The organism is Streptomyces sp. NPDC060035 (assembly GCF_042736635.1).
GTDB lineage: Bacteria > Actinomycetota > Actinomycetes > Streptomycetales > Streptomycetaceae > Streptomyces.
Genome location: NZ_JBHWVO010000016.1, coordinates 175,060 through 191,134, shown reverse-complemented (window position 1 = coordinate 191,134; position 16,075 = coordinate 175,060). Strand labels below are relative to the sequence as shown.

Sequence of the window (16,075 nt, the reverse complement as noted above, 5' to 3'; positions counted from 1 at the left end):
GAGCCTGGAGGCTCTTAAGTTGGGCCTGACGGCCCAACTCCGGCCTGACGGCCGGAAAGGTGACGGTGTCATGCCTGACGGCATGACAGTGGGTTGGGTTCGGGCCTGACGGCCCGATGGGTGGTGACGTGTCATGCCTGACGGCATGACAGTGAGTTGAAGTCGTACTTGCCCCTCCCTGCCGGTCAGGGAGGGGGTTGTGTGAGCGCCTGCCGGCGCTGTTGATGTCATCTTGGTTTTTGGGCAGGGATTTGATTTGGTGTCTCTCTCCCGTCACGCCCTGGTGGTGGGGCAGTTCGCGGGTTGCCTGACGGCCTGTCGGTTCGGACGTACGGATACCAGGGTTCTGTGCGCTGAGTGGTGGTGTGCTGGATTTCTGCCCTGCCCGGGATGACGTGAGGTGAGTCTGAGGATGCGGGGCTACGCCCTCGCGAGCCTGGGACTGCTGCATCCCATCCGGCCAAGGGAGTACTCGCCGCCAGGACAAGGTGCGCCAGAGGGCCGACAACTCCCCGGTCCGGGGCCGCGTCGGCCGGACTCTACAGATCTCACACCAGGGCAGCCCCTCCGCTCCTCGTCCGCTGGTCTAGCGCCAATCGGAAGAATGGGACCGGATCACGCAGAACCGGACCGTCCGAGCGCCTGACGCGCCATCATCCACGGGATCGTGGCACCCGGCCGCGCCCACCGTCCCGGACCGGAGATGACTCAACATGCCCACACCGCCCCAGTGGTCGAACCTCAACGATCTGCCCCGCGATCGCGGCATACGTGTTGTCATCGCCCTGAGCCTGCTGCTCGTATTCATGATCCCGGTCGTCAGGGTCGTGTCGATCGTCAGCGTCTCGAACCTCCCCCTCCCCTGGCGGCTCGCCTCCGGCGCGGCGTGCGGGGCAGCACTCCTGTCCGGGCCCGCATGGATGTTGACCCGCAGGCGCGAGGCCCCCGGCTGGGCCACCCTCGCGTGGACGGTCCTCGGCGTGACCGCCGGCCTGGGCGCGGCGGCCGTCTCCGCCACGGGCTATGTGGCGAACGCGCCCACCCCAAGGGAGGGCACCGCCGCCCTCGTGACCGCCGCCGTCCTGTTCGCCTTCTTCGGGCTTTTCATGCCAATCGCAGCAGCGTTTGCCATTGATGGCCTGCGGCACCGGACGGCCACGATCGACGCAGCCGACACCGAGGCTCGGGTGGCGAGGATCGTCACTGACGCCGAGACGGCCCACGCCGATGCGAGACAGGTGGCCGAGGAAGAGGTTCGCGGGCATGAAGCCGCCTTGGCCGCGATCGGCGACGACCATGCGGCACAGATGCTCCGCGTCAGGCAGGCCGCGGAGGTAGCGCACGACCGGCGGCTACGCGAGATCGAAGAGGACTACCGGCAACGCCTGAACGTCGAGCTGGCGCGCGCGACGGCGTGCGAGGAATGCGCACGCCGTGACCGGCTCTGGGCCGGCCGGGGTTCGGACGCCGCGTACGTGTACGTGATCACGCACGAGCAGGACGCCGCAGTGAAGGTTGGCATCTCCACCCGAGCCTCCCGCGCGAGCCGCCTCCGCTCCCACACGGACCGCAACTGGACCGGTTGACTCACCGCCAGGCCCTCGGCGTCGAACGGGCGACCCTCACATGGATGCGCGCCCTGTCCGCCCCCGCCCTCACCGCCGAGCAGATGCCGCAGGGCGGCCACAGCGAAACCGCCGCCGCCGGCCTGGTCCCTCCCGAGAAGCTGTGGACCCAAGTGAAAGCACTCGCGATTCAGCACGAAGGCGTGCCCCTGCGAGTGGACACATGAGCCCGTGCCCGACCCTTAGCCGTCGCTCGCTGGAGCCTGATCAACACCGGAGCAATCGAAGCCGCTTCGATCTTGTTACAGCAACCCTGGACAGCAGGCAAAACGGCGTCGGCGACCAACTCTTGGACGCCTACACCTCAGAGGCCACGCTGTGGGCCACCCCGGCCCGCGACGATCGCGAGGCTTTCCGTCCCAGGCCAGCCGGGAAGCGCCGCCGAGCGGTGAGGGGCGCTCCGAGAGCAGGAAGGACTAATCGTCCGGCTTCCGAGAAATTCATCTGAACCATCCGAGGGTGCGGTGCCTTACCGAAGTAAAGGCAGTCAACAGACACTCCTGGAGCGGACATGGTCTTTGAAGGAATCCAAACAGCGCTGTCGGTCGCGGGCGGCACTCTGAGGGGGCGTACGGGCGGGATGTGGCACACGATCGCGGCTTGGCTTGGTGGGAAAAACGCCGCGAAGTTCGAACGTGAGCGACGTACGACCCTGCTCATGGTTCCGACGGCTCTTCAGCAGGGCGGCAGGATCTACGATCAGCGGGCCGACGGCAGCGTTCTGGAGATCAGTGTTCCTTCCCCGGGATATCCCGCTGGTGTCATCATTGATGGGCTGGCCCGGCAGCACCTCGCCGCTGCACCTCTTGCGCCTCCTGGTGTCCGGCGGGCCATCCTCCGTGGCACCGAGGAGCGGTGATCTATGTCTGTCCTTCCCCCTCCGCCACGGCATCTGGGCGGTCAGGCTCTGCAAGTCCCTGCGGGCACGCCGCTCCACAGGGTCCATCATGAGAAGCGCTCTTCGACCGCCTTCAATCCCCTGCTGGCGAGTCCCTTCTCGGGCGGGCGTTTCGACGCCACCCCTGAGGACCCGTACCCCTTCCTCTACGCCGCCTTCACCCCTGCGGTGGCTCTCGCAGAGGCAGTGTTGCGCACCCTTCCCTTCGGTGAGAGTGGTGCGCGCATCGTCCCTCTGGCAGCGGTCCACGGGCGCTGCTTGTCCCATCTGCGGACCACCGAGCCACTGGCTCTCCTTGACCTGACCAACGCCTTCGCCCTCGCGAGCGTTGGTGCGTCAAATGAGCTCGTCATGTCTGACGGAGGTGCCCCCTCGCGGGCCTGGGCTGCGTTGTTGCGCCGGGACAACCCGTGGGCACAGGGGTTTGTGTGGCCTTCTCGATACAGTCACCCAGAGAACCTGGTTGTGTTGTTCGAGGACCGCTGCGCTTCCGGCCTCCTGACCGAGGCCGAGTCTTCACCTCTCACGTCGTCGCTGGTCAACAGCCTCTTGGAACCGTTCCGCTGTGCCGTCCATGTCCCAGATGGACGGGAGCCTCGCAGCGTGGCTCCGGAGAAGCCCCTCGATGTGGCCCCTGAAGTCGACGCGCCGCCCCGGCATACGGAAGTGGGAGATGATTTCGCCCTCTTCTTCAAGACACATTTTCCATCCGTCTGCCGCATCCTCAACTCACGAGCAAATGACTGGGAGCTGGCACAAGACGCCGCCAGCCATGCTTTCGAGATAGCCCTCCGCAACTGGCCAGATCTCTGTGAACACCCCAACCCTGTGGGCTGGGTAGTCCTCACCGGTCGGCGCGTCGTAATGAAGACACAGCGGATCCAGGCCAAGCGCTCGGCAGGGCCTCTGGGGTCTGACGACCTGGATGTGCCATGCGAGGACCTGAATCCCGCAACCGCGACGGTAGAGAAGGTAGCCATCCACGCCGCCATGGGGAACCTGACCAGGGACAAGCGCGAGTGCTTCGTCATGCACTACGTGCTCCAGCACTCCGTGACGTACATCGCTGATGTCCTGCAAATCCCACCCGGCACAGTGAAAAGCCGGCTCAGCGCCGCGCGCAAGGATCTCAAGGACGCGCTCGGTCACGACTTTCGCGAGGGAGGCACACGATGAGGCCCAACGCCGGAGCCCACATCGACGCATGCGACTTCGACCGGGACATCTCAGAAGAGGAGGTACTCGTCCATCTCGCTAGGCTCAGCCGCCGCGCCCTCACGCGCACGCCCATCCTCGACGATGACGACTACGAAGCAGCCATCGACGAAGCAGCCCGCGAGATCGCCGCAGGCTAACCACTCGACCGTTCTGGGAGACAGGTCAGGCCTCCGCTGTCCGCTCGGTCAGCAGAGGCCTGACACCATGCCGACCTACTTGTCATCGCCCAGCCTCGGACTCGGCGGGATCATCCGCCACCGCCTCAAAGAAGCAGGGATGAGATCCGGACAAGTGCGACAGGGGCCGGACGATACGGAGTGGGACACCCCTGACCACTGATGGACAGCCATGACCGGCAACAATCGCCGTCGCGGGTTGGCGGAACCTCGTCGCTCTGCGGTCGTTCGTTTCGGACCTACGGCAGTGCGCCACACTCCCCCTATGCCGAGTTTTCAACACAGGAAGGCCGTAGGGCGCGACCCGCACAAGCTGCGGGTCGCCCGAGAACTCACCTGGCGCGGGTAGGACGTCAACCCGTGGGGCCAGGGCGTGTTGACCGACCCCGTCCTGCGCAATCAGCGCGACACCACCACGCCCGGCGGGCGGCTGGTGTTCCACGTCTTCGGCGCGCCGGCGGTGTTCATCCGGGGCCTGATCGCCTCCGGCACCCGCAGGGGCCTGGAGGCCGCTCCCCGGAGGTAGACACACGATGACGCCGAAGCCCGAACCCGCCGAGAGCGACCTCGGCACGGCCTCAACCGGCCGTCCCGCGCCCCTGACGCACGCGACGCTGGCCAAGCTCGGCTTCGTCGGCTTCGTACCGTTCGCTAATCTCCCACACAGCACCGTCCCTTCCGGGGAGGGCATCTATGTCGTGCTACGCCCCGCCACCTCGCCCCCGGTCTTCCTCGCACGCAGCCCCGCCGGCCGCTCCTGGTCGCCTGGCGCACCGTGTCCGAGCCGCCCGCCGCCCAGGCCTGGTCCGCCGACGAGTTGGGGGCCACGACGGCCGCCGGAGGCCGCCGCCGGTGCCGTCGCACCGGCGAGGCCGAGCAGCCGGTTGGCGAAGGGGAGCGCTCCGTGAAGCGCGGTGAACTCCGCGATCAGCTCAGCCTCGGCCGCGCACAGCTGTCGGGTCTCCTGGAAACCATTCCCAGAGACATGGCACACCGCCGACAACGCGGCATCGACCACCGACACCATCCAGGACGCCAAGGGTGACGACGTGAGCGACCCCTACTTCGCCCCCGCCTCCTGACGCGCGCCGCCCGGCCGGTGCTCGTCGTCGCTGAACGGCTCGATGCCTCCGCTGACATGGTTGTGGACCAACCAGATCAGCGCGACGTCGGCCGCCAGCGGGCCCGCCCAGGGCTTGCGGCCCCTGCGCGACCCGGACGAGGTCGATCCCGACGACGAGGACGAGGACGAGGGCTGATCCGCGTGTCCCGCGCAAGGCGCACTCTCCCCCCGGGCCTGTCACAGGCGGCCAGTAGCCTCTCGCCATGCAGACAGCGCTGATGATCTACGACGGCTCCGCACCGGCCGATTCCGATGTCCCGCGTACCGGGGGCGTGCCGCTGGCTCCTGCCGGGTTCGCCTGGCCCCTGTGCGGCTGCGGGGGACCGCTTCAGTTCTTCGCCCATCTTCCCGTCGAGGACGGTGTCCTGTCGGTGTTCCTGTGCCAGAACGACCCCGGGGCGTGTGAGTTCTGGGACGCGAGCTCCAGCGCGAACAGGGTCTATCTGTTTCCCCGGGAGGAACTGCGGCCGGTAGCCGTACCCGAGGCGGGACTGACGCTGCTGCCCGCCACCTCGGCCATCCGCACCCATGTCGTGACGATCGACCCCGAGGATGTCTGCGGCGAGGAAGGGATCGGGCCTGACGCCTACGACCTTGCCCGCTCGGGGTGGAAGCGGGAACCCGAGGAACGATTCGGGAAGCAGCGCGAAGTGCTCGGGTCGCTCGGAGGCAGTCCTTCCTACCTTGAGGACGACCGCCTGCCCGCGTGTCCCTCCTGCACCGGCACGATGGAGTTCGCGGCACACCTGGAGGAGGGGATAGCCCGGGAGACCGCGATGAACCTCGGCGGTCAGCTGGGCTACGTCTTCGTCTGCCGCCCTTGTCGCGAGGGAGCCTTCCTCACAGACTGAGGGCCACCTGCGAGGGGCACTGACGGTGATGCTGTCGCCGGTTCGAGACGCCGCAGAGTGCCTCTGGGGCGGAGCCGGTGCCGCCCGTGCGCGGCGTTGCGCCAAAGGGGCAGGGCGAGTGCGGGTGCGAGAACACGGTGCTCCCTCGGCGTGCACAGCCCGGAACGTCATCTCCCCCCGCCCGCCCGCCACCGCTCCGGCTGATGGGGGCTCAATTTCAGTCCGGATGCTGCGACAGTCTGGATCAAGTGCCGGTCGGGGGCGCTAGGTTCCGTTCTCACCATGAGCTCAAACTACAAAGGCGAGTTCTGCGGTTTCAGTGCGTAAGCGCGGGGCGGGCTCGGGGCAGCGTTCTGTGGGACCAGCGGTTCGTGCGTCACCTGAGTGATGCCCTGCCGGGGAACATCGCAGGGCGGCTTCCTGTTGGCACGCCCGTAGTTTTGACGCGATCCATCGTTGGAGGGCTGAGTGCCGCTCACATCACGACCGCTGCGCAAGCTGGGGTTCCTGACCATCGGGCTCTTCGACGAGACCGACCCGGGCCAGGGCCATGAGTCCACGCTCCAGCTGATCGAACTGGGCGAGCGCCTGGGCTTCGACAGTGCCTGGGTCCGCCACCGCCATCTGCAGTACGGCATCTCCTCTCCCATCGCCGTGCTGGCGGCTGCCACGCAGCGCACCCGGCGCATCGAACTCGGCACCGCGGTTACCCCGCTGGGCTGGGAAAACCCGCTGCGGCTCGCCGAGGACCTGGCCACCGTTGATGTCCTGTCCGGCGGCCGGTTCAATCCAGGTATCAGCGTCGGCCCTCCTATGTTCTACGACCGGGTCAAGGACGCCCTGTATCCGGATACCGCGGACGCCGAGGACTTCGGTTACGGGCGGGTGCAGCGGCTGCTGGACCTCGTGCGGGGCAAATCCGCCACTGATTCCAGCGGCAGGGAGGGGTTCGAAGTCTTCTCCGATCGGGTTCAGCCGCACTCACCAGGGCTGGAGCGGCGGATGTGGTACGGCGGCGGCAGTCTGCGGTCGGCCCGGTGGGCGGGCGAGCACGGAATGAACTTGCTGACCAGCAGCGTCGTCAAGGCCGAGGGCCCCGAGGGCGAGCCCGTAGACTTCGCCGCGATCCAGCTCTCGCACATCCGCGCCTTCCGCGCAGTGCACCCCGACGGGGAGGATGCTCGTGTCTCCCAGGGACTGGTCGTCATCCCTACCGATTCGGCGTCACCCGAGCAGCGGGCCAGGTACGAGCGGTACGCCGCCGAGCGGCTGCCCCGCATCGTGGCACCACAGGGCCCGGCGCGCATGATGTTCGCGCCTGACCTGGTGGGCACGTCGGAGGTGATCGCCGAGCGGCTGCATGCGCACGCGGCGTTCCGTGAGGTGGACGAGGTGGCGTTTGCGCTTCCCTTCACCTTCGAACACGAGGACTACGAACAGGTGCTTACCGATATTGCGTTGAAGCTGGCCCCGGCACTGGGCTGGCAGGCGGGCGCCTGACTCTCACGGGTCCCGGCAGGGCTGGCTGCGGCTGCCGTGCGCAGATCGCGCAACATTCCACGGCTGCTGCGAGATACGGCCAGCAGATCTGAACGGGATCCGGCCCCGCCGCAAGGAGCGCCTACCAGCGCATGTCGAGAGCGTCGAGCGCGTGGATCCGGTCGGTGGGCAGGCGTTCCTTGCGGCGGCGGGTGTTGCTGATCCATTGTCCGAGCCGTACGGGTTCTCCGTCGAGGTATTCGATGTGGCGCTGGGGAACCTCGAGGTGGCCCTCCCGCTGGTGGAAAGTGCGGGCGGCGGCCAAGCCCTGCTCTGGCTTGCGGGCCGCTGGCTTCCGTTTCTCCGGGACGGGTTCGGTGTTCTGGATCAGGCCGAGGCCGGCTAGGAGCTGTTGCTGGGTGGGGTGCAGGCGTTCGGGGTGGAGGCGCTGGTTGTGCAGCCACTCCCCCAGGCGGTGTCCGTCATCGGTGGTGTAGTCCCGGGGCACGCCGGTCGGCTGGTGGCCGGCTTCGTGGTGTCTGCGGGCAGCGTGGTAGGTGCGGTGCCAGGTCAGGGGCCAGGGCGGGTTCCAGTGCGGGTCGAGGTCTTGGAGGGCCTGGGCTCTGGCGGGGGTGAGGGTGTCGGCTCGTTTGCGTTGGGTGGCGAGCCAGCGGCCGAGGGCGAAGCCGTCGTGGTGGTGGTCGACGGGGGCGGCGAGGTGGCCGTGGTGGTGGGTGTAGGCGGTGGCGTGGGCGAGGCCGCGGTCGAAGGCGTGCTGCTGGGGGTTCCAGATGATGCCGAGGCGTTCGAGGGCTTGGGTTCGGGCGGGGTCGAGGGCGCCGGTGGTGTGGAGGTGGCGTTGCCAGGTCAGCCAGCGGCCCAGGGGGTAGCCGTCGGGGTCTTCGTGGGTCTGGGGGGCGTCGAGGTGGTGGTGGTTGCGGTGGTAGCGGCGGGCGGCGGTGAGGCCGCGGCGCCATTCGGCGCTTTTGGGGTTGAGGACGCGCAGGGTGAGGGCGAGGGCGACTTCTTCTTGCTGGGTGGGGCGTTCGAAGTGGAGCCAGGCGCCGGGGTCTTCGGTTCCGAGGGTGGGGCGGTGGGTGCGGGGGTCGGCGAGGCGTGCGGTGAGGCGTTCGTCGTGGGCGCGCAGGGCTTGGACGGTGCGCCACAGGGGGGTGTAGGCGTCGGCGCCGAGGAGGTCGTCGGGGTCTTCGTCGGGGGTGAGGTAGACGGGGACTATGAGGGTGGCTTTTTTGCCTGCGCCGGGGGTTTGTCGGAGGGCGCGGCCGACGGCTTGGACGGTGTCGACGGGACTGTTTTTGGGGTCGGCGAAGACGACGGCGTCGATGGTGGGGACGTCGATGCCTTCGCCCAGGACGCGGGCGTTGGACAGGACGGCGGGTTGTTCGGGGTGGGTGTGGGTCGCGAAGTCGAGGAGGATACGGCGGCGGGTGCGGGGCGGGTGGGTGCCGCTGATCCATTGCGACCAGAGGCCTTCGGGTTGCAGATCCTTGGGGAGGGCAGCTGCGGTGTCGGGGAGGGTGGTGGCGAACGCGCGGGCGTCGGCCACGCGGTGGTGGAAGGTCAGGACGCGGCGCAGCTGGTGGTCGTGGATAGCTCTGAGGACGGCGACTTGGTGGCCGGCAAGGCGTAGGCCGTCGGCGCCTGCGCCGGGGCTGGTTGCGAGCCAGTCGCGCAGGTCGGTGTCCTGGATGACGGGGACGAGGATCTGGTAGTCGGCGAGGAGGCCGAGGTCGATGGCGTCGGAGAGGGTCAGGCGCCAGGCGACGGGGCCGAAGAGGGTTTCGTCGTCCATGGAGGCAACGGGGGTGTCGCTGTGGTCGGTGTCGGGGTCCCAGATGCGGGGCGTCGCGGTGAGGTAGAGGCGCCGGGCGGCGGGGACCTGGTCGTCGTGGTGGATCCCGGCCCAGGCTTTGCCGAGACGGCCGGCGGTGCGGTGGGCCTCGTCGACAACGATCAAATCCCAGGGCGGCAGGTGGTGGTCGCGGTGGGCATTGATGACGGTGGGCAGGGAAGCGTAGGTGGCGTAGACGGTCACCGGGCCGGTGGACGGGGTGAGTTCGGACAGCTCGGCAGGCTTCGTCGTCATCGGGACGTTGCCGGCTGAGGGGTGTTCCATGGCCTGCCGGGCGGAGCAGACGGCCACCGCCGGGCCTGTGTGGCCGGCCGTGTGCCAGGAGCGGATGGTCTGTGAGAGCAGGTCCAGAGTCGGGACGAGGACCAGGACCCGCCCGCGCGGGGCCACGCGGGCGGTGGTGCGGGCCGCGATCAGCGTCTTCCCGGTGCCGCACGCGGCGATCACGCTCGCCCGCGCATGGGTGCGCAGCGTTTTGACCGCGGCGGTGACGGCTTCCTTCTGATGGGGGCGGAGCTCGATCGCGGCGGTCGGCATGCTCTCCTGGCCGTTCTTGGTCGGGACGGTCTTCTTACGTGCCGCGGACGCGGTGGTCGGGCCGGCGGGCGGGGTGTGCTGGTGGGTTTTCCCTGTCCGGTGGCTCTGACGTTACAGATCGGTGCTGATCAACGGGCGCAGTGTGGAGCCGTTGCGGTGTTTCATCACGTTGAGCTGGCTGGGGATTCGGCGGCTGAGTTCGGCGACGTGGCTGACGATGCCCACGGCCCGGTTCCCGGCGCGTAGTTGGTCCAGGACGTCCATGACTTCTTGGAGGTTCTGTTCGTCGAGGGTGCCGAAGCCTTCGTCGATGAAGAGGGTCCCCAGGGGGCGGCCGCTGGCTTCCTGGGTGACGACGTCGGCAAGTCCGAGGGCGAGGGCGAGGGAGGCGGTGAAGGTTTCACCGCCGGAGAGGGTGGAGGTTTCGCGTTCGGTGCCGGTCCAGGTGTCGAGGATTCTGAGTCCCAGGCCGGACTTGAGGCGTCCGCGTCGGCCTGCGTCCTTGTCGGCGGTGTGCTGGAGGAGGTAGCGCTCCGAGGTCATGGCCTGCAGTCGGATGTTGGCTGCGTCGGCGATCTCTTCGAGTCGGGCGGCCAGGACGTAGGCCTCGAGTTCCATGCTGAGGGTGTTGGCGGTGGTGGTGGCTGAGGCGATGCCGGCAAGGCGGTCGGCCAGGGCATGGTGGGCTTGCAGGGGTTCCAGGTCGCTGAGGCGGGCTTCGAGGGTGGAGATCAGTTCGGTCAGGGCGGTGACCCGGTGATCGGCCTGCTGACGGGCGGCTGCGGTCTTTTTCATGCGGTCTTCGGCCTCGAGCAGGGCTGTGGCCGCGGCTTGGAGGTCGGCGGGGGGCTGGAGGCCGGCCTCGAGCAGGTTCGGGGTTTTCAGGAGGTCGGTGACGACAGCGTCGTCCTTGCCCCACTGGTCGAGTTCCTGGCTCCACTGGTCGAGGAGCTGGGGATCTTTAAGGGCGGCGGTTGCCTGGTCGAGAGTCGGGAACCCGGCGTCGTGGGCGGTGGTGGTGGCGGTGCTCGTCGCGTCACGGTGGCGGGCAGTTGCGTCGGCTGCCTTCTGGGCGGCGTCGATGGCGTCAGACAGGTTCTTGGCGGTGCGGCTGAGTTCGGCGATGCGCTCGTCGAGGGTGGTGGCGGTGCCGCGTGCAGCGGCCAGGGTGTCGGCGAGGGTGCTCTGCTGCTGGGCCAGGCTTCTGGTACGTGCCTGGCATTCGGTCACGCGGTCCTGGGCTTCCTGGCGTTGCTGGGTGCGGGTCTCGTGTTCTGTGCGGAGCCGGGTCAAGGTCTCCTGGGCTGCGGGCAGTGCGCTGGCGGCGTCGCATGCGGCCCGGTGGGCTGCCTTGGCCTTTTTGAGCTGTGCCTTGAGTTCGTCGCAGGAGGTGGGGCCTGCTGCTCCGGCCGCTTCGGCGTGCTGGGTGGCGAGGTCGTTGTGGTGACGGCCGGCCTGGGCGTGCAGGGTGTCGGCCTGTTCGTGAAGGGTGCGGGCCTTTTCCTCGTCCTCGCGCGTGGGCTGGTCGGGTAGGAGTTGCGCTGGGTCCGGGTGTTCGGGTGAGCCGCAGACCGAGCACGGGGCTCCGTCGGTGAGTTCAGCGGCCAGCTCCCCGGCCATGCCGTCCAGGCGGCGTTCGCGCAGGTCAAGCCACCGCTTTTTCGCTTCGAGGGCTTCAGTGGCACGGTCGGTTTCCGCTTGTGCGGCTGTGTCGAGCTGGGTGGTGAGGGTGTCACGGAGGCGTGCGGCTTTGAGGTGGGTGTTGAGTGTCTGGATGTCCTGCTCGTGTTGAGGTACCTGGTCGGCAGCCTTGGTCATGTCGCCGAGGAGGCCGGTGTGTTCGGCCTCCAGGACAGGCCATGCGGCCAGCCATTGCCCGGCCTCCTCGAGGTCGGCTTGTGCCTGCTCTGCCTTGGTGTTGAGATCGGTGATCTGGGCGCCGAGCAGTGTGTGGTGCTGTTCGTCGGGCAGCAGCCCTTCGACGCGGCCTCTCTCGGCATGGTGCTGTTCGAGGGCGGCCCGCAGCTGGGGAATGTTGGTGTGACGGTGTTCGTCGGACAGCCGGGTGCGGGCGTCGTTCTCGGCTGTCGTAGCCGTGCCCTGGGCACGTGACGTGTCCTTCACGGCCTCCAGGAGGGGGCGCAGCCGTTCGGCGCGCCGGCCGCTGTCGAGTTCCTCGCTCAGCCGCGGGTGGTGGGCGGCCTTGTCATCGAGAGCTGTACGCCGTGCCTGGGCCTGGGCGTGCTGGGTTTGCTGGTTGGCGAGCTCGTGGGTGCGCTGGTGTTCGGTCTTGGCGTGCTGGTGTTCGGTGTCGCTGCGTTCCTCGTCGGCCACCGCTGTGGCGTGGGCGCTCTGAGCGCGGGTGCGCAGGTGCTGGGCCCAGGGCAGGACGTCAGCGGCGTGCTCGGTATCGGGGCGGGCGACCTCGTCGGGGCCGGTGCCGTCCTGGTGGAGGAGGGGGCCGGCTTCCTGGTGGATGCGTTCACTGAGCTGCTGCAGGGTGGTGGTGACCTCGTCGAGGTCCTTCCGTGTGGCTTTGCTTCGGTTGGTGAGCCATACCTGCAGTTCCTGGAAGCGTCCGGTGTCGAATAGGCGGCGCAGCAGCACGGCGCGGTCTTTGGCGTCGGACCGCAGGAAGGTGGCGAAGTCGCCTTGCGGCAGGAGGACGACCTGGCAGAACTGTTCCTTGGACAGCCCCAGGGCCGCTTCGATCTCTCTGGCGGTGTCCTGGTGGTTGGCGCTGACCGGCTCCCACCCCGCAACACCGTCTGTGGTGCTGGTCTGCTGGTGGAGCTCGACGGTGGCCTCGGCGGTGGCGGTGCCGGTCTTGGCACGTGTGCTGGGGTAGGTCTGCTTGGGCTTTCGCGTGATCTTGAGACGGCGTCCGGCTGCGCTGAACTCCAGAATGACCTGGGTGCGCGTGTCGGTGGGGGCGTGGTCGCTGCGCAGGCGGTGGGTGGGGCGGATGCCGGGCACAGTGCCGTAGAGGGCGAAGCAGACGGCGTCCAGGATACTGGTCTTCCCGGCCCCGGTGTCGCCGCGCAGCAGGAACAGGCCGTTGCTGGCCAGGGCGTCGAAGTCGACAGCTTCCGTGCGGGCGAAGGGCCCGAATGCCTGGACCGTCAGGTGGTGGAGGTACATCAGCTGGCCTCTCGTGCGGCGGCTGCGGTGCGGACGCTTTCGAGTCCTTCTTGCAGCAGATTGTGCTCCGGGGTGGTGGCGGGGACGCCGGTGACGTGGTCGATGAAGCCGAGGGTGATCTCGTGGTCACTGCGGCCGTTGACGCGGGAGCGGTAGGACTCTTCCTCGGTGGCCTGTTGCTGGGAGAAGCTCAGCTTCAGGGCGTGGGGGAAGCGCTGCTGCAGGCGTTCCATGGCCATGTGGGGCCGGTCGGTGTCGGTGAGCGTGATGTGCAGCCAGCAGTCTTCGTACTCGGTGTGCTCGGGCTGGGTGAGCAGGTCGTTCAGCGTGCCGGTCAGCTGATGCAGGCGGCGAGGCACGGGGCAGAGGATCTTGCGGGCTGTGAGGGTGGAGTGAGTGTCCAGGTCGATCAGCCAGGTGGCTTTGGGGTGGCCGGCCTCGGAGAAGGAGTAGGCCAGGGGGGATCCGCTGTAGCGGATGCGTTCGCTGATCTGCTGGCAGCGGTGCAGGTGCCCCAGCGCCACATAGTCGACCCCGGAAAAGACGGAGGCACCGACCGAGGGAACACCGCCGGCGGTGATGTCACGCTCGCTGTCGCTGGTGTCGGCTCCGGTGACGAAGGCGTGGGCAAGGACGACGGAGCGGGTGTTGTCCGGGCGGGCCGCGAGATCGGTGCGGACCTTGTCCATCGCTGCGCTGAGCACGGCGTGGTGGCTGGGCTTCTCAGCCCCGAGGTGCGTGTGGACCAGGCCTGGTTCGAGGTAGGGCAGCCCGTAGAAGGCAACTGGTCCGTGCTCGTCGTGCAGGACGGCGGGGCGTGCGCAGTCCTCCACGCTGGTCCGCAGGTGGATTCCCGCACGTTCGATCAGCCTGGCGTTGACGCCCAGGCGGCGCGGCGAGTCATGGTTCCCGCTGATCATGACGAGCGGTACCTGGAGGTCGGCAAGCTCTCCAAGGACCCAGTTGAACAGGTCGATCGCGTCCAGCGGTGGGATAGCACGGTCGAAGACGTCGCCCGCAACGGCCACCGCCTCGACGTGCTCCTGGCGCACCGTGTCCAGCAGGTGCTCGAGGAAGGTGCGCTGCTCCGCGAGGAGGGGCACGCGATGTAGTTGACGGCCCAGATGCCAGTCCGAGGTGTGCAAGATCCGCATGAACGCAGACGGTAACCATCAGGACGGGTGTTACGGGCGGCTTTCCTGATAAACGAGCTTAGTTATGGAGTTGAACAGATAGACGAAGAAAGGTTCCCCTCCGGACACCACAAGGAAGCGCTACAGGGCGCCGGCCGCGACCGCGCGGTCGCGCAGCGTGCGCAGGCTGACGCGCGCCCCCGCCTCGTCTTCGACGTGCCATTCGTTCATGCCCTGGCAGGTCTTGGTGCCGCGAGCGACAGCTCCGGCTTGGCAACCGTGAAGCACTCTCCGTCGGTCGTGATCACCCGGTTGAGCCGGTCGACTGCCCTGGGATGTCCGGCTTCCTGTGCCCACAGCCGCAGAAGGCCAGGTACAGCGTGACGAACCGCTGTTGCCGCTGCTGGCCGGATGCTACGGACGGGCCTGCCTGGACATCGTCGCCCGCTCCTACTGCTCGGCTGGGGCCACGTCGGCCCCGCCTTCCTCGCCCAGTTCCACCCCTCACCCGCCCACCCCGCATCTGGAGGACACTCCCGCTCCTGTCTCCGAACGGTGCCCGACGAAGCAACCGCACCCGAGCCCCCGACACCCGCCCCGGTCGTCGCCGCCTCCCCGGCCGAGAAACCGCGGCCCGCTCTGGCTTCGGCCGCTGCTCCGCCCGTCGCCGTCACCAAGATGCCCCGGCCGGCCTCCGGCCCGGCCCTGCCTGCCGCCCTGCTGGACGCGGCCCCGCGCATCGCCGACACCCACCGAGCCGAGTACGGAACACCCATCACCGCCGCCCACCTGGGCACGCGCATGGGCGTCGCTCAGCCGGTGGCGACCGCCGCACTCGCTCAGCTCTGATCCCCGGCCTGCTCCGGCCGCATCTCCCTCGCTGAACCCACGCCCGCCCCACGGCCTGGTTCGTCATGCCTCGAACAGCACCAACACGCTTCTCATTGTGGGCGGTCGCCCGAGAGATCCCCATCTCTTGGGCCCACGTGAGCGACCGGACGGCCAGCCAGGACCCGCTGGAGTCAACAGCCGCCTGCCATGAACAGTCAGCCGGGCATTACGGTGGGACACGAAGACCTCCAGTGCGGTGCAGTCCTAGACAGCTCCACCACACCGGAGGTCTTCGCCTTTGATCAAAACCCCCGTGTCAACAACGCTCGTGATCAATACACCTAGTCGATCAGGGCATCAGCGATAATGATCACCAGGCCGATCAGCATGTCCAGGCTCCCCGCCCGGCAAGAGGACGGCCATCCGTACCCGGCGATACGAGCAGCCCAGGTACCCCAGCAGAACAGAGCGACGGTGTTGAGCAGCAGGGCTGTGTCCGCAGCCGTGGCTTCTGACCACCACCCGGCTACCGCGGCAAGCAGTATCCCCACTGTCGGCAGCACGGCGGCGACCAGTGGCCACTCGGCAAGCACCAACCGCAGTCTGCTCATGGTTGCTACCCCGTCGGAGGACGCACGCTGGGCGATGACGTGCGCGTACCCATGGGCGGCGCCCGCCGCCAGCGCGGTGAGCAGTACCCACAGCGCGTCCGGACCGGGATCGGCCTTCTCGCCCGTCGCGTCCAGCGCAGCCACCAGGGCGCTGGCCAGTACCAGGCCGTAGATGCCGCTGAACAGCGACTGCTCCGGCGGCCGGTGCCGCAAGATCCACCTTGGTGTGACGCTCTCGGGGCGGACGTGGTTGGTGCGGGGCATCGCATCGCCTCGGTGCGGGAAGAGGGCTGGGTCGGCACATGCTCACTCGCGTGGCGTCAGGGAACACGACGCCACGCGCTGCTCGCGTGGTTGTTGTGCCATAAGAGGTGGTCAGGACGCCGATGCCGGGTGCTGTGCCGGCAACGGGCAGCATGGGACGCCCGTGGGTCAGCAGCAGCGCCTGCTCGGATGGGCCCTATGCCCCGCTACACCAGCACGGCTCGAAGAACATGCCGGCTTCCGGCCCACCGCAGGACGCCCGGCATCGCCCGCACGTTCAACTCCCCGGGATGCCGGAGCCATCGTGCCACCCGC

General features: G+C 68.3%; 14 protein-coding genes and 1 pseudogene. 10 read left to right on the top strand and 5 right to left on the bottom strand.

Annotated elements, in window-relative coordinates; genetic code table 11:
- Positions 1-713 precede the first annotated feature (713 nt).
- The 6 genes and pseudogenes from ACFWBQ_RS24940 to ACFWBQ_RS24915 form a co-directional block, all read left to right on the top strand.
- A complete protein-coding gene (locus ACFWBQ_RS24940) occupies positions 714-1,586 on the top strand; it encodes a hypothetical protein (protein WP_385493456.1) in 873 nt (290 codons plus the stop codon).
- Positions 1,583-1,792 (top strand): hypothetical protein, encoded by a 210-nt coding sequence (locus ACFWBQ_RS24935; protein WP_385493448.1) that lies wholly within the window; start codon positions 1,583-1,585, stop codon positions 1,790-1,792. The genes ACFWBQ_RS24940 and ACFWBQ_RS24935 overlap by 4 nt, the downstream gene beginning before the upstream one ends.
- 344 nt (positions 1,793-2,136) lie before the next feature.
- Positions 2,137-2,484 carry a hypothetical protein gene (locus ACFWBQ_RS24930; protein ID WP_385493410.1) on the top strand — a complete coding sequence of 116 codons (348 nt, stop codon included), beginning with the start codon at positions 2,137-2,139 and terminating at the stop codon, positions 2,482-2,484.
- A gap of 3 nt (positions 2,485-2,487) precedes the next feature.
- Complete coding sequence (locus ACFWBQ_RS24925) at positions 2,488-3,699, top strand: RES domain-containing protein (RefSeq protein WP_385493395.1); 1,212 nt, start codon at positions 2,488-2,490, stop codon at positions 3,697-3,699.
- The gene (locus ACFWBQ_RS24920; protein ID WP_385493385.1) at positions 3,696-3,878 is read left to right on the top strand and encodes a hypothetical protein; all 183 of its coding nucleotides are present in this window, start codon (positions 3,696-3,698) and stop codon (positions 3,876-3,878) included. Before ACFWBQ_RS24925 ends, ACFWBQ_RS24920 begins: the two co-directional genes overlap by 4 nt.
- Positions 3,879-4,323: 445 nt before the next feature.
- Positions 4,324-4,440: pseudogene (locus ACFWBQ_RS24915) on the top strand (recombinase family protein); the annotation flags it as partial.
- Between the two features lie 168 nt (positions 4,441-4,608).
- On the opposite strand, the gene ACFWBQ_RS24910 reads toward ACFWBQ_RS24915, so the two are convergent.
- Positions 4,609-4,956 (bottom strand): hypothetical protein, encoded by a 348-nt coding sequence (locus ACFWBQ_RS24910; RefSeq protein ID WP_385493370.1) that lies wholly within the window; start codon positions 4,954-4,956, stop codon positions 4,609-4,611.
- Between the two features lie 85 nt (positions 4,957-5,041).
- Between ACFWBQ_RS24910 and ACFWBQ_RS24905 the strand changes: the two genes are divergently transcribed.
- From ACFWBQ_RS24905 to ACFWBQ_RS24895, 3 genes are all read left to right on the top strand, one after another.
- The gene (locus ACFWBQ_RS24905; protein ID WP_385493365.1) at positions 5,042-5,176 is read left to right on the top strand and encodes a hypothetical protein; all 135 of its coding nucleotides are present in this window, start codon (positions 5,042-5,044) and stop codon (positions 5,174-5,176) included.
- A 67-nt stretch (positions 5,177-5,243) separates the two neighbouring features.
- Positions 5,244-5,891, top strand: coding sequence for a hypothetical protein (locus ACFWBQ_RS24900; protein WP_385493345.1), 648 nt, complete (start codon positions 5,244-5,246; stop codon positions 5,889-5,891).
- A gap of 468 nt (positions 5,892-6,359) precedes the next feature.
- The gene (locus ACFWBQ_RS24895) at positions 6,360-7,391 is read left to right on the top strand and encodes an LLM class flavin-dependent oxidoreductase (RefSeq protein WP_385493331.1); all 1,032 of its coding nucleotides are present in this window, start codon (positions 6,360-6,362) and stop codon (positions 7,389-7,391) included.
- Positions 7,392-7,512: 121 nt separating this feature from the next.
- Here the strand turns inward: ACFWBQ_RS24895 and ACFWBQ_RS24890 are convergent, their stop codons facing one another.
- From ACFWBQ_RS24890 to ACFWBQ_RS24880, 3 genes are all read right to left on the bottom strand, one after another.
- Positions 7,513-9,780 carry a Helicase associated domain protein gene (locus ACFWBQ_RS24890; protein ID WP_385493306.1) on the bottom strand — a complete coding sequence of 756 codons (2,268 nt, stop codon included), beginning with the start codon at positions 9,778-9,780 and terminating at the stop codon, positions 7,513-7,515.
- 111 nt (positions 9,781-9,891) lie between these two features.
- On the bottom strand, positions 9,892-12,921 hold the full coding sequence (locus ACFWBQ_RS24885; RefSeq protein ID WP_385493278.1) for an AAA family ATPase: 3,030 nt from the start codon (positions 12,919-12,921) through the stop codon (positions 9,892-9,894).
- A complete protein-coding gene (locus ACFWBQ_RS24880; RefSeq protein WP_385493262.1) occupies positions 12,921-14,075 on the bottom strand; it encodes an exonuclease SbcCD subunit D in 1,155 nt (384 codons plus the stop codon). Before ACFWBQ_RS24880 ends, ACFWBQ_RS24885 begins: the two co-directional genes overlap by 1 nt.
- 534 nt (positions 14,076-14,609) lie before the next feature.
- On the opposite strand from ACFWBQ_RS24880, the gene ACFWBQ_RS24875 reads away from it, so the two are divergent.
- Complete coding sequence (locus tag ACFWBQ_RS24875) at positions 14,610-14,903, top strand: hypothetical protein (protein WP_385493228.1); 294 nt, start codon at positions 14,610-14,612, stop codon at positions 14,901-14,903.
- Positions 14,904-15,226: 323 nt separating this feature from the next.
- Here the strand turns inward: ACFWBQ_RS24875 and ACFWBQ_RS24870 are convergent, their stop codons facing one another.
- Positions 15,227-15,760 (bottom strand): hypothetical protein, encoded by a 534-nt coding sequence (locus ACFWBQ_RS24870; RefSeq protein ID WP_385493221.1) that lies wholly within the window; start codon positions 15,758-15,760, stop codon positions 15,227-15,229.
- Between the last annotated feature and the right edge of the window lie 315 nt (positions 15,761-16,075).